At 68.4% G+C, this 16,589-nt stretch carries 4 protein-coding genes and 3 pseudogenes; 4 read left to right on the top strand and 3 right to left on the bottom strand.

Translation table 11 applies throughout. From position 1 onward, the window contains the following. Window positions 1-57: 57 nt before the first annotated feature. Window positions 58-397, bottom strand: a pseudogene (locus BDK92_RS40985) (DUF1028 domain-containing protein); the annotation flags it as partial. A 58-nt stretch (window positions 398-455) separates the two neighbouring features. Between BDK92_RS40985 and BDK92_RS04760 the strand changes: the two are divergent. Continuing rightward, the gene (locus BDK92_RS04760; RefSeq protein WP_121154945.1) at window positions 456-1,730 is read left to right on the top strand and encodes an erythromycin esterase family protein; all 1,275 of its coding nucleotides are present in this window, start codon (window positions 456-458) and stop codon (window positions 1,728-1,730) included. 391 nt (window positions 1,731-2,121) lie between these two features. On the opposite strand, the gene BDK92_RS40120 is transcribed toward BDK92_RS04760, so the two are convergent. Together BDK92_RS40120 and BDK92_RS41085 are read right to left on the bottom strand one after the other, a co-directional pair. Then, window positions 2,122-2,286, bottom strand: a complete 165-nt coding sequence (locus tag BDK92_RS40120; RefSeq protein WP_246016816.1) for a hypothetical protein — start codon at window positions 2,284-2,286, stop codon at window positions 2,122-2,124. Between the two features lie 44 nt (window positions 2,287-2,330). Next, a pseudogene (locus BDK92_RS41085) lies at window positions 2,331-2,645 on the bottom strand (hypothetical protein); the annotation flags it as partial. Between the two features lie 22 nt (window positions 2,646-2,667). Between BDK92_RS41085 and BDK92_RS04750 the strand changes: the two are divergent. The 3 genes and pseudogenes from BDK92_RS04750 to BDK92_RS04740 all read left to right on the top strand — a co-directional run bounded on the left by BDK92_RS04750 (window position 2,668) and on the right by BDK92_RS04740 (window position 16,299). Continuing rightward, window positions 2,668-5,835 carry a DNRLRE domain-containing protein gene (locus BDK92_RS04750; RefSeq protein ID WP_121154943.1) on the top strand — a complete coding sequence of 1,056 codons (3,168 nt, stop codon included), beginning with the start codon at window positions 2,668-2,670 and terminating at the stop codon, window positions 5,833-5,835. Window positions 5,836-5,927: 92 nt separating this feature from the next. Beyond that, entirely contained in the window at window positions 5,928-9,392 is a 3,465-nt protein-coding gene (locus BDK92_RS04745; RefSeq protein ID WP_121161625.1) for a LamG-like jellyroll fold domain-containing protein, read from the top strand. 88 nt (window positions 9,393-9,480) lie between these two features. After that, window positions 9,481-16,299: pseudogene (locus tag BDK92_RS04740) on the top strand (RHS repeat-associated core domain-containing protein). Window positions 16,300-16,589 lie beyond the last annotated feature (290 nt).

The raw sequence follows: 16,589 nt of genomic DNA, 5'->3' as shown, positions 1-16,589 counted from the left end.
GCCGTCGCGGCGTCCGGGCCGGTTCGCCTCGACCGGCCGGGACGCCGCACCCCGGGGTCAGGGTCGGGTGCGTAGGTGGGCCAGCGCGGTCGGGTCGATCCGGCCCGGCACCATCCGCTCCTCCGGGTTCTCCACCCCGGCCGAGTCCGCCAGCGCCTTGCCGACAGCCGCGTCGCCGGCCCGCGCCGGGGCGTGCCGCGGTGAGCAGCGCCGCGACCTCGGCGGCGAGCTCACCGGTCAGGTCCAGCAGCGTCGCCGGGTCCGGCCGTTCGAAGAGCATGACGTGTACGTCCAGCAGCCGGCCCAGCTCCATCACCGGATCCGGGTGATCGACGCCGTGGACGGTGAGGTTTCCCAGACCTCGTTTCAAGTAGCCAGTCCCTACGGACCCACCGCCAACTCACCAGAAGCCAACTGCGTCGGGCCTCGGGGCGCTGGCCCGGTAGGGTCGCCGGGTGCCTGACGCATTCCTTGAGTTCGTTGCGGACGAGTCGATAACCCTGGCGACGCTGGATCCGGAAGCCCCGCTTGACGACCTGGAGCCGCTGGCCGCGCGGCTGGCTGACGCCAAGGTCGTGGCCATCGGCGAGAACTCTCACCTCGTACGCGAGTTCGGCCTGCTGCGGCACCGGTTGACGCGGTTCCTGGTCGAGCGGTTGGGTTTCAACACGTACGGGTTGGAGTCCGGGTTCAGCGAGGGGCTGGCCGTGGACGACTGGGTGCGCGGCGGTCCGGGCGACCTGCGAACGATTGCCGACGGCGGGATCACGTACACGTTCGGGCGCTCCGCAGAGATGCGCGCGCACCTGGAGTGGATGCGGGGAACGAACGCAGCCGGTGCGAATCCCGTACGATTTTTCGGGATCGACGTGCCGGGTTCCACAGCGTCTCCGCTGCCGGCGATGCGAAACATCAGGCGTTACCTGAGCGAGGTCGACGACGACGCGATGGTCATCGTCGATCGGCTCGTCCCGCTGATGGAGAAGTTCGCGGGCGAGCACCCGTTGCCGGCGTACGCGGCGTACGGCCAGCTCGCCGCAGCGGAGCGGGACGGGATCACGGCGTCGCTCGCGGAGCTGGCGACCCGATTCGACGCACTGGAACCGGAGTACGTGTCGGCGAGTGGCGTCGACTCGTACGACATCGCCCGGCACGAGCTGCGACTGACCTGCCTGCTGGACCAGTCGACTCGGAGCATCGCCGCGCGAATGGCTGGTGACATGTCGCACCCTAAGGTGGCCGCCCGGGACCGCGGCATGGCCGAGACGGTGTTCTGGCTGCTCGACCGGTTCGGGCCGGACGCGAAGATCGTCATCGCGGCACACAACAGTCACATCCAACGGACACCGGTCGTCACGCCGGCGTTCTCGCTGTCCGCCTTGGGGCACCACCTGGCGAACCGGCTGGGCGGCGACTACGTGTCGATGGCGGTGACCAGCACCGCCGGCCGTACGGTAACCCGCCGAGCGAACCCGGACCGGCCAGGCGGTGTGGAGATCGTCGGAGTCGACCTCGATCCAGCACAGGCGGGCAGCGTGGAGGCCACGTTCGCCGCGGTGCCAGGGCTGCGTGCAGTCGATCTGCGCGAGGCGCGCGGACGGCTGGCCGGTCCCGACCGCATCCGAGTCATGGACACCTACCAAGAGGTACAACTGCTTGACGCCTACGACCTGGTGGTGAGCCTCCCCGAAACCTCCACGATCGAGCAGCTACAGACGCTGAGAGGTTGAGGTGTTCATGCCAGCCGGTTTGGGTTCAAGGGTCATGCCGGTCTGGGAGAAGAAGCCGGCGATGAGGTCGGATTGGCGTTCGGTTCCTGGCTGAACCGGATCGAGGCCCGGTGCACCACCCTGCGCTACGTCACCCTCGACAGCACCGACCGCAAGCCACAACGGTCGGAGCAGCCTGATTCGCCGCCACATCATCGGGCGGAAGATGCACGTCGCGATTGCCCGTGGATTGTCACGCTCACCATGGGGACGTACCGGCTGGCGGTGTCCCCGCGACCGCGCCCCACGACGGTCAGCGTTGCCTTGAGCAGGGCGGCGAGGGCGGGCTGGACACGACGGTGGGGAACCAGGCCAGGGCGGCCGTGGGCATGGGCAGGTCGGTGACGTCGACCTACGCGATGGCGCGGAGGGGATAGAGCCCGCCGGCGGCGGGGAGGAAGGTGATGCCCTGCCCACGGGCGACGGCCAGCAGCATCGCCTCGATGTCCCCGACCGGTGGGCCGAACCGTACCGGTCTGCCGTCGGGTCGGGGTTGACCGTCCAGTGGTCCCACCACGCGCGAACCTGGGGCGGGACGTCCACCACCAGGTGGTCGGAAAGCTGGGCCAGGGTGAGCGGTGCCTGCCGCCCCAGTGGGTCTTCGGCGGGCAGACAGGCGACCCATGGCTCCCTCGCCAGATTGATGCTGCGGAGTACGGGCGGCAGCGGTGGGCGGAGGAAGGCGGCGTCGAACTGCCCGAAGGAGGGATTCGACCTGGTCGGCGAGGTCGACAGCGCGAATCTCGACGGTGGCCCCGGGCCTCCCGGCGAAGGACGCGGCAAGTTCCTGCATACCGGGCCGATGCTCTGTCGTGTGCAGAGTGTGAGGCATCTTGTGCTGTAGGTATTAATTCCATAAGGTTCGATCGACGTCACGTAGCGACACGGGGGAGGGCGCGTGGCTGGATCCTGGGCTGCCACTGGCCGTACAAGTCTGATTGCTGGCCTGGCCGCGCTCTCGGTGGTGGGGACGCTGGCCGTAACAGGTGAGCCGGTTACCTATCTTGCCGCTGGTCCGGACGGGGTGACCGGTGGTGTGGAGAACCGTTCCGACGAGGCGGTCTCGCTGCGCAAAGCGCGCGAGACCGGGCAGTCGGTACAGGTCAAGAGCCTTACGTCGGAGACGACGGAGGTGTGGGCACTGCCCGACGGGCAGGTCCGGGTCGATCTCGCCGCGGGTGTGCAGCGGTTCCGACGGGGTGCGGACTGGGTGTCGGTCGACCTGACGCTCCGGGTGGGCGCCGACGGTGCGGTGCAACCGGTGGCGCACCCCAACGGTCTGCGGATCTCCGGGGCACGCGGCGCGGGCGAGCACGAACTGGCCGCGGTCGGGGTCGGTGACCAGCGGGTCGCGATGGGCTGGGCGGGTGCCCTGCCCGCACCGACCCTCGAGGGCCACCGGGCCACCTACGTCGAGGCGTTGCCCGGGGTCGACCTGGTCGTGGAGGCGACCCGCTCCGGCTTCGAACAGTTCCTGGTGGTCAAGACCCGGGAGGCGGTCGCGCGGGTGGAGAAGGTGCGGTTCCCGTTCACCGGCCCGGGAGTGGCGGCGGCGGAGCGTGGCGAGGACGGGGCGGTCACGTTGACCGACCGGGCCGGTAGGCAGACCGCCCGGATCCCGGCGCCCCTGATGTGGGACGCGAAGAGGACCGTCACCGGTGAGCCGCAGACGCGTGAGCCGGTACGGACCGATGTGGCGAACCGGACCGACGGGGTGGAGCTGATTCTCACTCCCGATCCCGCCTGGCTGCGCAGTGACTCCACGGCCTTCCCGGTGACCATCGATCCGACGGTCAACCCGTTGACCACGACGTTCGACACCTACGTGCGGGAGCAGGTGAACACCGACCAGAACCAGGAGCCGGATCTGCAGATCGGTCTGCTGGCCACCACGCCGATGACGCTGGCCAGGTCGTTCATCACCTGGGACACCACCGTGCTGGTCGGCAAGCAGATCACGGCGGCGACGGTGTCGCTGTGGAACTTCTGGTCGGACACCTGCACCCCGACCTCCTGGGAGATCTGGTCGACCGGGACCTCCACCTACAGCACCCGTTTCGGCAGCCAGCCGGCGTGGAACCACCATGAGGCGACCTCGACCGCGACGTACGGGTCGACCGACTGTGCGGACGGCTGGGCGACGGTCAGCGGCAAGAGCTTCTTCCAACGGGCCGCCGACGAGGGCAAGACCCGGGCGGGCATGGGGATCCGGGCCACCGACGAGACGTCGCGGACCGGCTTCAAGCAGTTCCGATCCCGTGAGGGCGGCAGCGCGGCGGAGGATCCGAAGGCGTCGATCACCTACAACTCCTGGCCGACCGTCACGGCCCGCGCCACCGTGCCGGCATCCACCTGTACGACCGGCACCGGCCGACCACTGGTCAACTCGCTGACCCCGCAGTTGCGGGCCACCGTTTCCGACGGCGACGCCACCGCCATGTCGGTCAGCTTCGAGTGGTGGGCGCTGAACGCGAGCGCACCGATCGGCTCCACCACCCTCACCGGTGTCACCTCGGGCGCCACCGCCGCCGCGACCGTACCGGCTGGCGCCTTCGTCGACGGCGGAACGTACAAGTGGCGGGTGAAGGCGGCCGACGGCGTCGCCGGCAGCGACGTCTGGTCGTCCTTCTGCGAGATCGTCGTGTACGTCACCGCGCCACCGGTCGCCGGCTGCACGGCCGGCACGGACAGCGACTTCAACGGCGACGGGGTCGCCGACGTCGCAATCGCCGATCCGGAAGCCACGGTTGACGGGCGGGCCAGGGCCGGGCGCGTCCACGTCAGTTACGGCGGCACCGGCAACGTGCAGACCGTGCACGAAAACAACTCCCAGGTCTCCGGAGGGGCGGAGGTCGGGGACGGCTTCGGTACGTCGATCGCCAGTTACGACGCGAACAACGACGGCTGTACGGATCTCGCGGTCGGGGTTCCGTACGAGGACCTGAACGGTCTGGCCGACGTCGGCGTGGTCTACGTGTTGCTGGGCACCCCGACCGGGTTGGCTGCGGGTCCCGCGTCGTTGAACTATCACCAGGACGTGGGTGCCACCCCTGACGCGCTTGAGGCGGAGGACTGGTTCGGCTACTCGGTCGCCGGCGGTCGTACCGCCACGGGTGAGCCGTACCTGCTGATCGGGGTGCCGGGTGAAGACCTCGGTACCGCCGTGGACGCGGGCCTGGTCCACTACCTGCGCGGCACCGTCAACGTCGCCCTGGACCAGGCGGTGGCCGGATCCACCGACAGCAACGAGACCGACGACCGGTTCGGCTACTCGGTCACCGCGTCGGCACACCACCTCGCGGCCGGTCACCCGGGCGAGACGACGGCGAACGGGGCGGCGTTCGCCGGGGCGGTCACCATCTACACCCACGAGCTGGTCTCCGGCCGACCGAAATGGGTCAAGGACCAGACCGGAGGGGCCGGCTGGGCCCACGCCAACTTTGGTAAGTCGGTCTCGATGGCCAGCTACCGGGCGGCCGGGGCACCGGCTGGGCAACCCGACTCGTTCATGGTGGTGGGTGCACCGGGCGATGGTGTCGGAGGCAAGCCCGACGCGGGCAAGATCCATCGGTACCACCTGACCTCGACTGTCGCCACCGGCGTCAACGGTGTCTTCCAGGGCGGTGAAGGGCTGACCGGGGTCGCCGAGGACGGCGACTACTTCGGCGAGCGGGTGCTGGTTGTCAACACCGCACCCGGCGAGGTCGCCACCGCCCAGACACTCCTGGTCGCCGTCGCGACGCCCGGTCAGGACCTGGACGGTACGGCGGACGCCGGCACGGTGCACGTCTTCGGTGCGGCCGCCAACCCGATCACCAGCTCCGTCCTGCTGCGCCGGGGTGCGACCAGTCTGTCGGGCAGTGCGACGGAGCGGGAACTGTTCGGCCTGGCTCTCGGCGCGACGGGACGGCATCTCTACCTCGCCAGCCCGTACGGGGACGACTCGATATATGCGCTGGCCTGGTCGGACCTGGTCGCAGGCAACACCGCACCGGTGCAGCAGTGGCGACCCGGCGTGGGCGGCATTCCCGCCGACGTGGTCGCCCTCGGGGCGGCGATCGCGTGATGAAGAAGACGACGATGCGCAGCTCGACGGGGGAGGAGCGCACAGTGACTGTTGGCGTACGGAGGCGGAGCCGGCTGTTCACCCTCGGCCTCATGGCCGGACTTGCCGGCCTCGCGTCCACCATGGCGTACGTGTCGGGGGAACGGCCTGCTCCGGCTGCCTCGACGGTCGCCGTGGTCGAGGAGGCGCCGGTCCGGGACACCGAAGCAGAGGCGCTGGTGGCGGCGGCATCGCTGAACCAGCCGGTGGAGGTGCTGGCGTACCGCAGTGAGTACCGTGACGTCTTCGCCCAGCCGGACGGCACTCTGGTGGCCAACGACCACGCCAGACCGGTACGGGTCCTCCAGGGGGACACCTGGGCGCCGGCCGACGCGACCCTGGTGCAGCGGACCGACGGGACCATCGCCCCGGCCGCCGCGCTGATCGACGTGCGATTCTCCGGCGGCGGCACCACCCCGTTGGCGGCGATGGACCGGGACGACCGGAGCATGGCGCTCCAGTGGCCCTATTCGTTGCCGACGCCGGTGCTCAACGGCGACCAGGCCGTCTACCCGGAGGTGTTCCCGGACGTCGACCTGGTGGTCAACGCGACGATCGAGGGCTTCTCGCACGTCATCGTCCTGAAGACACCCGAAGCGGCGAACCTGCCGGAGTTGCAGGAACTGGAACTTGGTGTCTCGGCGACCGGTCTGACCATCCAGGAGACCGAGGACGGTGGCGTCTCCGCGCTCGACCCGGCCACCAGCAACCCGGTCTTCGAGGCGGACGCCCCGTTGATGTGGGACAGCGGTGATCCACAGGGCGCCAGGACAGCCGGCTCCGACCCCGCTGACGACCGCGACCACACCTGGGGGCCGTCCGACAGTGCGACGGTGGCGCCGATCGACCTGAGTCTCGCAAACGGCACGCTCACGCTCACGCCGGACGCCGCCATGCTCGCCGACCCGGACACGACGTGGCCGGTCTACCTCGACCCGGTCTGGCAGTCGACCAGCAAGAGCTCCTGGGCGATGGTGGACAGCGGTTACCCGAGCGAGGAGTACTGGAAGTTCGACGGCAAGCGCCACGAGCGGATCGGCCTCTGCCCGGAGTCGTGCAACAGCTCCAAGGTGAAGCGGGTCCTCTACACGATCTCCACCCCGTACTCCGGTAAGACGATCCTCAGCGCCGAGTTCCGGGTCACCATGCAGCACGCCTGGAACTCCACCGCACGCGCCGCGTCGCTCTACCTCATGCCGAAGGGAATCAGCGCGTCGACGAACTGGGGCAACCAACCCGGCGGAACCAACTGGGACTCCGGCGCGAACCTGCTGGAGACCAGATCGCCGAGCAGCGTCCAGTCGAGCTGCACCTCGACCAACCAGAACGCGGCCTGGAACGCCAAGGAGGCGGTGCAGCTCGCGGCGACCAACAAGTGGAGTTCGGTCACCCTCGGTCTGAAGGCCACCAACGAGACCAACTACCAACACAGCAAGCGCTTCTGTGACAACGCCCTGCTGTCGGTTCACTACAACCGCGCCCCGCTGATTCCCAACCAGGCTGACCTTAGCCAGTCACCGGGCGGCCTCTGCGTCTCCGGCACTCCGCCGTACGTCGACACCCCGCCCCGGTTGTCCGCGGTGCTTCGCGACCCGGACCACTCGTCCGCCGCCGCCGAGCCGGTCAAGGGCGAGTTCCGGGTGACCTGGACGCCGACCGGCGGGACTTTGCAGACCCGCAGCTACACCACCGGACTCAAGTCAAGCGGATCGCGGTTCGACTACACCGTCCCCGCCGACATCCCCCAGAACGTCGTGATCTCCTGGGAGGTGCGGGCCAGCGACAACACCGCCTGGGGCCCGTGGAGTTCCGACGGCACCCGCAACCCCTGCGAGTTCGTGTACGACCGCACCAGCCCCAGCGCGCCGGACGTCGACTCGGCGCAGTTCCTGCCGCTGGACGCGGCGGACAACGGCACACCCGACGCGCACCAGTGTCTGACCGACGACGACTGGCGCGGCTCGATTGGCGTCTACAGCAGCTTCACCTTCGACTCCGCCGCCACCGACGTGGTCGAGTACCGGTACGGCTTCAACACCAACCCGTCGCCCACCAACGTCGTACGCCCGGCCACCGCCGGCGGACCGGTCACCGTGCAGTGGCTGCCGGACAAGGACGGGCCGCGATCGGTCAACGTCCTGGCCGTTGACCGGGCCGGAAGGTCCAGCAGCATCGCCTCCTGCACCTTCCGGGTGGGCAAGCGACCGCCGACCGCCCAGTGGTCGCTCTCCGAGGTCGCGGGTGACCGCAGCGCCGACGACGCGTTCGGTGGACACGACGCCACGGTCGGCGACGGGGTGACGCTCGGTGTGGCCGGCCCCGGCGGCGCCTCCGACACGGCCGCCCGACTCGACGGAACCCCGAACGGCTACCTCACCACCACGGGCAACGTCCTGACCGACACCTCGCAGAGCTTCGCGGTGACCGCGTGGGTGAAGGTCACTGACACCAGCCGACGGCAGGTGGCGGTCAGCCAGGACGGTTCGGGCGAGACCGGGTTCAGCCTTGGCGTCGAGAACGGCTCGTGGGTGTTCCGGATACCGGTCAACGATGTCGTCTCCCTCGGCGAATGGAAGGTGACCGTTCCCGGCGCGACCACCGGCTGGACGCACCTGGCCGCGTACTACGACGGAATCCAGCGGACCATGTCGTTGCGGGTCGGGGACTCCACCCCGGTCACCGCGAAGCGCGGCTCCGCGACCAAGTCACGAGGTGCGCTGCAACTGGGCCGCCGAGTCACCAAGCACGGCTACACCGACCACTGGGCCGGCGAGTTGGCCGACGTTTCGGTCTTCGACCGGCTGATCCAGTCCGACGAGGTCACCGGCCTGCGGAAGACCGCTCCCCGGCGAGTCGCGTACTGGCAGTTGAACACCGAAGCGGGCCTGGTCAGCCCGGAGTACGGGGGCGGCGCCGGCCTGTCGCTCGGAGCCGGGACATCCCTCTTCCGGCACCCGGTGACGGCGATGCTCGGTGGCGGCCACCTCGCACTCAACGGCCAGCCGACCTCGTACGCCGGCACCACGGCCAACGCCGACACGGCGGGAAGCTTCACCATCGCCGCCCGGGCACGTCTGAACAGCAGTTGCGTCGGTGCGCCGATGACGGCTCTCTCCCTCAAGGGCGCGCACAACAGTGCGGTCGTGGTCCGCTGCAACGCCGAGGGCCGGTGGGAGTTGGCGGTGCAGGACAGCGACGCGGTGGCCGCCGAGCCGACCGTCCGCGACACCGGAGTGGCGCCGAAGACGACCGGTAAGGGCGACCACCTGGCGGTGGTCTACAACGGCTACACCCGGGAAATCCTGCTCTACCTCAACGGCCAGGTGATCGACGCGATCGATCTGATCACTCCGTTCCAGGCCACCGGTGGGCTGCAACTCGGTCGGGCCTTCGTCGACGACGCCTACCGGGAGAACCTCTCTGGTGCGATCGACGACGTCCGCATCTACGACGGCGTCGCCGACCAGACACTGATCCAGCGGATCAACCTCGCCACGAAGGAACAACCGGGCCTCTGAACCGCCCCGTCGTCGGGCCGCCGGATCTTCGGCGGCCCCACGACCCCTGCCGAAATTGCCTTGCTTCCCTTGACCTTTGGAGCAACCGATGTTCTCCCGAGTCTTGGTCGCGTCGAGCGCGTTCCACCGCCAGGTCGTACGACCGGGTGCCTGGGTGGTGGCCGGCCTGATGAGCGTCACCCTCATCCAGGTGACCACGTCCCCTGCCTCGGCCGCCCCGAAGGGCGGCAACCGGCCGGCCGTCACCGATCCCACGCGAGTCGTGCCGGAGCGGCCTGCGCTGCCGGTCACGCCGCGTACGCCCAACGCGGCCGTCGCCGCGGCGGCCACCAAGCCCGCACCGGTCGTCTGGCCGGCGCCCGGCTCGGCGGAACTCGCCGTCCCGAGGCCCGACGCGGGCCGCTCACCCGCTGCGGCATCCGTCGCTGCGGCGACCACAGGGAAGGCCGGTGGCCTCACGGTCGCCGTGTCCGCCCCATCGACCCCGACGTCGGCGGAGACCGGAAACCGGTCAGCGATCGCGGCACCGACGCCCGGCAGGGTCCGGGTGGAGGTGCTGGATCGTAAGGCGGCCCAGACAGCGGGGGTCGACGGGCCGGTGCTCCGGGTGGGGCGGACCGACGGCCAACGCGGCGCGGGCCAGGTACAACTCCGCCTCGGGTACGAGGGGATCGCCGGCATGTTCGGCGGCGACTTCGGCGCCCGGCTGCGACTGGTGCAACTCCCCGAGTGCGCGCTGACCACGCCAGAGGCGGCAGCGTGTCTGGGGCAGCCGCTCCCCACGGTCAACAACAGCGAGGGCCGCACCCTCTCCGCCGACGTGACCGCCACGGCGAACACCGGCGCCCTCTACGCCATGGTGGCCGCCGACGCCAGCTCACAAGGTAACTACGGGGCGACCAAGCTCGCCCCGTCGGCGAAGTGGTCGGTCAGCCCCTCCACTGGTGGCTACTCGTGGTCGTACCCGCTGACCACACCGCCGGTCCCCAGCGGCGGCGGCCCCGGCATCAGCCTCGCCTACTCCTCCCAGTCCGTGGATGGCCGTACGGCCACCACCAACAACCAGGGCTCGTGGATCGGTGAGGGGTTCAGCTACGAGCCCGGGTACATCGAGCGGCGCTACAAGGCCTGCGCGGACGACGGCCACTCGCTCTCCGGTGACCTGTGCTGGGCGTACGACAACGCGACCGTCCTGCTCAACGGCAAGTCCACCGAACTGGTCAAGGACGGCGACACCTGGCGGCTCGGCAGCGACGACGGCTCGAAGGCCGAGCGGCTCACCGGTGCGACGAACGGTGACGACAACGGCGAGCACTGGCGGATCACCACGGTTGACGGCACCGAGCACATGTTCGGGCTGAACCGCCTGCCCGGCTGGTCGTCGAACAAGGAGGAGACCGACTCGGCGTGGACGGTACCGGTCTTCGGCGACGATGACGACGAGCCCTGCAAGAAGGCGACCTTCGTCGAGTCACACTGCAAGCAGGCCTGGCGATGGAGCCTCGACTACGTCAAGGACCGGCACGGCAACGTCATCTCCTACTTCTACGAGCGGGAGAGCAACTACTATGCCCGGGCTGCCCGGGCCGACCTCGACGGGGTGGAGTACCACCGGGCGGGCTGGCTCAAGCGCATCGACTACGGTCAGCGCGACGGGGAGGTGTACACCACCAACGCCTCCGCGCGGGTGCGGTTCGACACCGGTGAACGGTGCCTGCCCACCACGGGCGTCGACTGCGACCCGCAGGACCTGAACAACTCCACCGCGGCGCACTGGCCGGACGTGCCGTGGGACCGCAACTGTGCGGCGGACACCAAGTGCAAGATCGAGCAGATCGGTCCGTCGTTCTGGACCCGCAAGCGGCTCACCGCGATCACCACCGAGATCCGGGGTGCCAGCGGCTGGAGTCCGGTCGACCGGTGGAAGCTCGACCACCTGCTGACCGACAACGGTGACGGCAGCCGCACCCTGTGGCTCCACAAGATCACCCACACCGGTCTGGTCGACGGAAGCGCCGCCACCCCACCGGTCGAACTCGCCGGTCTCCAGATGCCGAACCGGATCGACCGTTCCGACGACTTCATCGCACCACTGATCCGGTTCCGGCTGACCACCATCTACACCGAGACCGCCGGGCAGATCGACATCTCCTACAAGGCGCCGGACTGCGCCGCCGGGAACACGCCGACCGAGGGCAACAGCACCCGCCGGTGTTTCCCGGTGAAGTGGAAACCACTGGGCAGCGGTTCCAAGATCACCGACTGGTTCCACAAGTACGTCGTCCACCAGGTCACCGAGACCGACCGGACCAACAACTCCCCGGACTCCGTCACCCGGTACGACTACCTCGACGGTGCCGCCTGGCGGCACGCGGAGAAGGACGGAATCAGCGACGCCGAGTACCTCACCTGGAGTGACTGGCGCGGCTACGGGCGGGTCCAGGTCACCGGCGGCGACGGTCAGACGATGACCACCAAGACGGAGTACCGATACCTGCGGGGCATGCACGGCGACAAGGACCCCGACGGCGAAACCCGAACGGTCACCGTCACCGACTCGGCCGGCACGGTACACACCGACCACGAGGAGTTCTCCGGCTTCGAGTACGAGAGCAAGACCTTCGACGGCGCCACCGAGACCAGCAAGACGCTCAACACACCGTGGCGGCACACCACCGCCACCGAAACACACAGCTGGGGCACCAAGAAGGCGTACTTCGTCAACACCGCCTCGACCCGCAACCTCACCGCTCTCGGCGCGAACGTCTGGCGGGAGACAAAAACCTCCTCGGTCTTCGAGACCTCGTTCGGACGCACCACCCAGGTCGAGGACGAGGGCGACGTCTCGAAGACCGGCGACGAGGACTGCACCCGTACGACGTACGCCGACAGCTCGTCGGCGTACCTCTACTCGCTGGTGTCCCGGGTGGAGACGGTGGCGGTGAAGTGTTCCGCCACACCCGACCGCAGGACGCAGGTCCTCAGCGACAGCCGAACCTGGTACGACGGCAAGGCGTTCGGTGTGACACCCACCAGGGGCAACCCCACCCGGACCGAGCAACTGGCCAGTCACAACGGCACCACCCCGACCTACGTCCGGGCGGCCGAGGCCACCTTCGACGCCTTCGGCCGCACGCTGACCGCGACCGACGCGGCGGGCTCGGTGGCGAAGACCGCCTACACCGAAACCAACGGCCTGACCACCAAGGTGGTGCAGACCAACCCGTTGGGACATGAGAGCACGACAGAACTCGCACCGGCACGGGGCAGCCCGATCAGCGCCGTCGACGCGAACGACTTCAAGACCCTGACCGAGTACGACCCGCTCGGCCGGTTGGTCAAGGTGTGGCTGCCGGACACCAGCCGGGTGCCCGGACTCGAACCGAGCATCAAGTACACCTACCTGGTTCCCGCCGACAAGGCGACAGCCGTCAAGACCGAAACGCAGCAGAACGACCTCAGTTACAAGGCCGAGTACCAGCTGTTCGACGGTTGGCTGCGACCGAGGCAGATCCAGGCACCGGGGCCTGACGGCACCCGGCTGGTCTCGGACACCTTCTACACACCGACCGGCGAAACCGCCAAGACGTACGCCACGTACCAGGCTGCCGGGGCGCCCTCGGACGAGGTACTCCCGGTCGACAACGGCGACGTCGACGGCCAGACGCTCTACGTCTACGACGGCGCTGCCCGGGTCCGCGAAACGATCTTCGCGGTCGCCGGGGTGGAGAAGTGGCGGACCTCGACCACGTACGGCGGTGACTGGACCTCCGTCGACCCGCCCGAGGGCGGAACACCACGCACCACGATCACCAACGCCCTGGGACAGGTCACCGAGCTACGCCAGTACAAGGGCGACGCCCCGACCGGGGACTTCGAGAAGACCGAGTACACCTACACCCCGGCCGGCCAGCTCAAGACCGTGAAAGACCCGGCCGGCAACGTCTGGGGATACGAGTACGACCAGCGTGGCCGCAAGGTCCGGTCCGTCGACCCGGACGCCGGCAGCACCACGTTCACGTACGACGACCTGGGTCAGGTGGTCAGCTCGACCAACGCGCTGAGCGCGACCATCAGCTACACGTACGACCCGATCGGCCGCAAGAAGGCGAGCTACAAGGGGGCGGCCGACAGCGGCGAGCTGTTGAGCCAGTGGGAGTACGACGAAGAGTTGGTCGGCACCCTCTTCGCCGCCAAGCGCTACGTCGACGGAGCCGCCTACACCACCTACTCCACCGACTACGACGAGTTCTACCGTCCGCACGCCACCCTGTACGAGGTGCCGGAGCAGGCGGGGGCCGAACTCGCCGGCATCTACAGCTTCGGGACGGAGTACAACCGGGACGGCACCGTCCAGGTGACAGGCATGTCCGACGGCGGCGGTCTGCCGTTCGAGAGCATCGCCTACACCTACGACAGCGTGCAGCGCCCGATTGCCATGACCGGTGACGCGCCGTACCTGACGGCGGTCGACTACACCGGGACCGGCGAGGTGCTCCAGAGCGAGGCAGCGCTCGGGACGCACCGGGTCTGGTCGACGTACGAGCGGGAACAGGGCTCCAAGCGGTTGAGCCGGCAGCGGCTCGACCGCAGCGGGGCCCCGGTCGTCGACATCGACGCCCGCTACACCTACGACCCGGCCGGCAACGTCACCTCGATCGCGGACACCCCGACCGGCAGCCGCGACGTGCAGTGCTTCACCTACGACTACCTGCGTCGGCTGACCCAGGCGTGGACCACCGCCAGCACCGCGACCGACCCGTGCGCCGGCGGTCCGGAGAGCACCGGTGTCGGCGGGATCGCCCCCTACCATCACTCCTACGCCTTCGACGCGGGCGGCAACCGCAAGACCGAGACCCAGCACCCGGCGGGCGGTTCGACGCTGGTCGAGCGGACCTACGAGTACCCACAGCCGGGCCAGCCGCAGCCGCACACCCTGAGCCGGATGACGGAGACGACCGCCACCGGGGACCGGCTCCACACCTACGACTACGACGAGGCGGGCAACACCACCCGGCGTACGGCGGCGGCGGACGACCAGACCCTGGTCTGGGACACGGAGGGCAACCTCGCGTCGGTGACCGAGGCGGGCGTCACCACCAGTTTTGTCTACGACGTGGACGGCTCACGGATGCTCCGCAAGGAGCCGGACGCCACCACGTTGTACCTGCCCGGAATGGAACTCCGGCTCGACCACACGACAAGGGTCGTCAACGGGACCCGTTACTACCCGCTCCCCGGTGGGGGCACGATCATCCGCAAGGTCAACGGCCTGTCGTACGTGGCCGCGGACCACAACGGCACCGGCCAGGCGTCGGTCGACGAGGCCGGCGGCGTGGTCCACCGGCGCTCGACCCCGTTCGGTGGGCCACGTGGCGCCCAGCCCGGCGCGGGACAGTGGCCATCGGAGAAGGGTTTCGTCAACGGTAACCAGGACTCGACCACGGGCCTGGTGAACATCGGCGCCCGCGAGTACGACCCGGTCATCGGCCGGTTCATCTCCGTCGACCCGGTGATGGACCTGACCGACCCGCAACAGATGCAGGGCTACGCGTACGCCAACAACAACCCTGTTTCCTTCAGTGACCCCACCGGGCTGCGGCCGGAGTGTGGCGGAGGAACCGGCACCTACTCCTGCGTCAACCCCAACGGCAGCGTCAGCTCCAACGTCGAGCTGACCGGGGAGCAGAAAAAGCGGTACGACAACCACCTCAACGACATCCGCAAGCGCAACAAGTGCCAGGAGAGCTGGTACTGCCGCAACAAGAGCAAGATCGCCGGAGCCGTCGTCGGCACGGTCGTCGGTGTCGGCTGCGGGTTCGCGATCGGCTGGACCGGCGTCGGCGCGGTCGCCTGCGGTGCGGCCGCCGGTGCGGTGGGCTCGTTCGTCACCGGTTGGATGGACGGCCAGCGCGGTTGGGACCTCGCCCGCACCACCATCATCGGCGGTGCCGTCGGAGCGGTGACCGCAGGGGTCTTCTCCGCCGCTGGCGCAGGAGTACGCGGCGCCATCGGCGCCGGTGCTGGTGGCCGAGCGGGTGGATTCGCCAGCGGATTCGGAAAAGAAGCCAGAAACATCGTCGGGCGTGGCTGTAAGCACAGCTTCGATCCGGAGACGCCAGTTGTCATGGCGGACGGCACGACCAAACCGATCAAGGACGTCGAGATCGGTGACGAGGTCCTTGCCACCGATCCGGAAACTGGCGAGACGGTGCCGAAGGAGGTAGTCGGCACCCACAAGAACCTCGACAAGGAGCTTGCCGAGGTCAGGGTCCTGGACCCGAAGACCGGGATCACGGCCATCCTGAGCACCACACAGAACCACCCCTTCTGGAACGACTCCGCCGGGACATGGGACGAGGCCAAGGGCCTGGGCTCCGGGGATCGGCTCGCCACTGTCGGCCCGAGGGCGCCGCCGGAAGTTCTTTCCGTCGAGGTCTGGAACGGCGCGGCGGAGATGCGGGACCTCACCGTCGCCGACATCCATACGTACTATGTGATCGCCGGCGGGACGCCGGTACTCGTACACAACTGCGGGACTGGCGCCCAAGATGGTGCCGGGATGTCGGACGATGAACTGCTGCAGGCTGCTGGAAATCTTCGAGACAAGTTTGCCCAATCTGTCAAGGGGAAGAAGCATCCTCCTGCATCAGTTACGGCCGGTTACAATGTCGAGACTCGAAGATTTGCTGCAGGGCATTCGCAAGGCAATGGAAATTGTGCAGAAGTTTGTGTCATAAATCAGCTTGGCGGTGACCCGAGTAAGATTCGGTTCACGACTGCCGTGAGGCCACGCACCGGGAGGCAGTTGGCGATCTGCTTCAGTTGCGAAGCGACGTCCCCGAGACATCATTTTCCGCCGGATACCGAATTCAGAAGTGATTTCATAGCCGGTTTTTACAACTGAGAGCGCAAAGTTGTGAATTTTGATTTGGAAGTATGTGATCGGGCGGTGTCATGCATTTGCAACGGAACTGCTGCGGGCTGCCCCGGGCAAGTCGCGAACCTCGGTGACCGCTGAGGTGAAGGGGTGGCTAGGTTGGCCGGTTGGATTGTTTCGTGCATGTTTGCCGGGAGGCTACGTGCAGTGTCACCAGCCTTGCGAAATGCATGGTCCGTGGCCGATTGACTGCGCAAAATTACTTCAGATGCGGTGTTGGTTGGCCTGGCAAGATTGCTTGATGTGTCCCTTTGATG

Source organism: Micromonospora pisi, from assembly GCF_003633685.1.
In the GTDB taxonomy this organism is placed as follows: domain Bacteria; phylum Actinomycetota; class Actinomycetes; order Mycobacteriales; family Micromonosporaceae; genus Micromonospora_G; species Micromonospora_G pisi.
This window is presented reverse-complemented; position numbering and strand designations above follow the sequence as displayed.

Coding starts and splice junctions, on each gene's coding strand:
- BDK92_RS04745 (WP_121161625.1), top strand. CDS start 5,928: ATGGCCGGACTTGCCGGCCTCGCGTCCACCATGGCGTACGTGTCGGGG.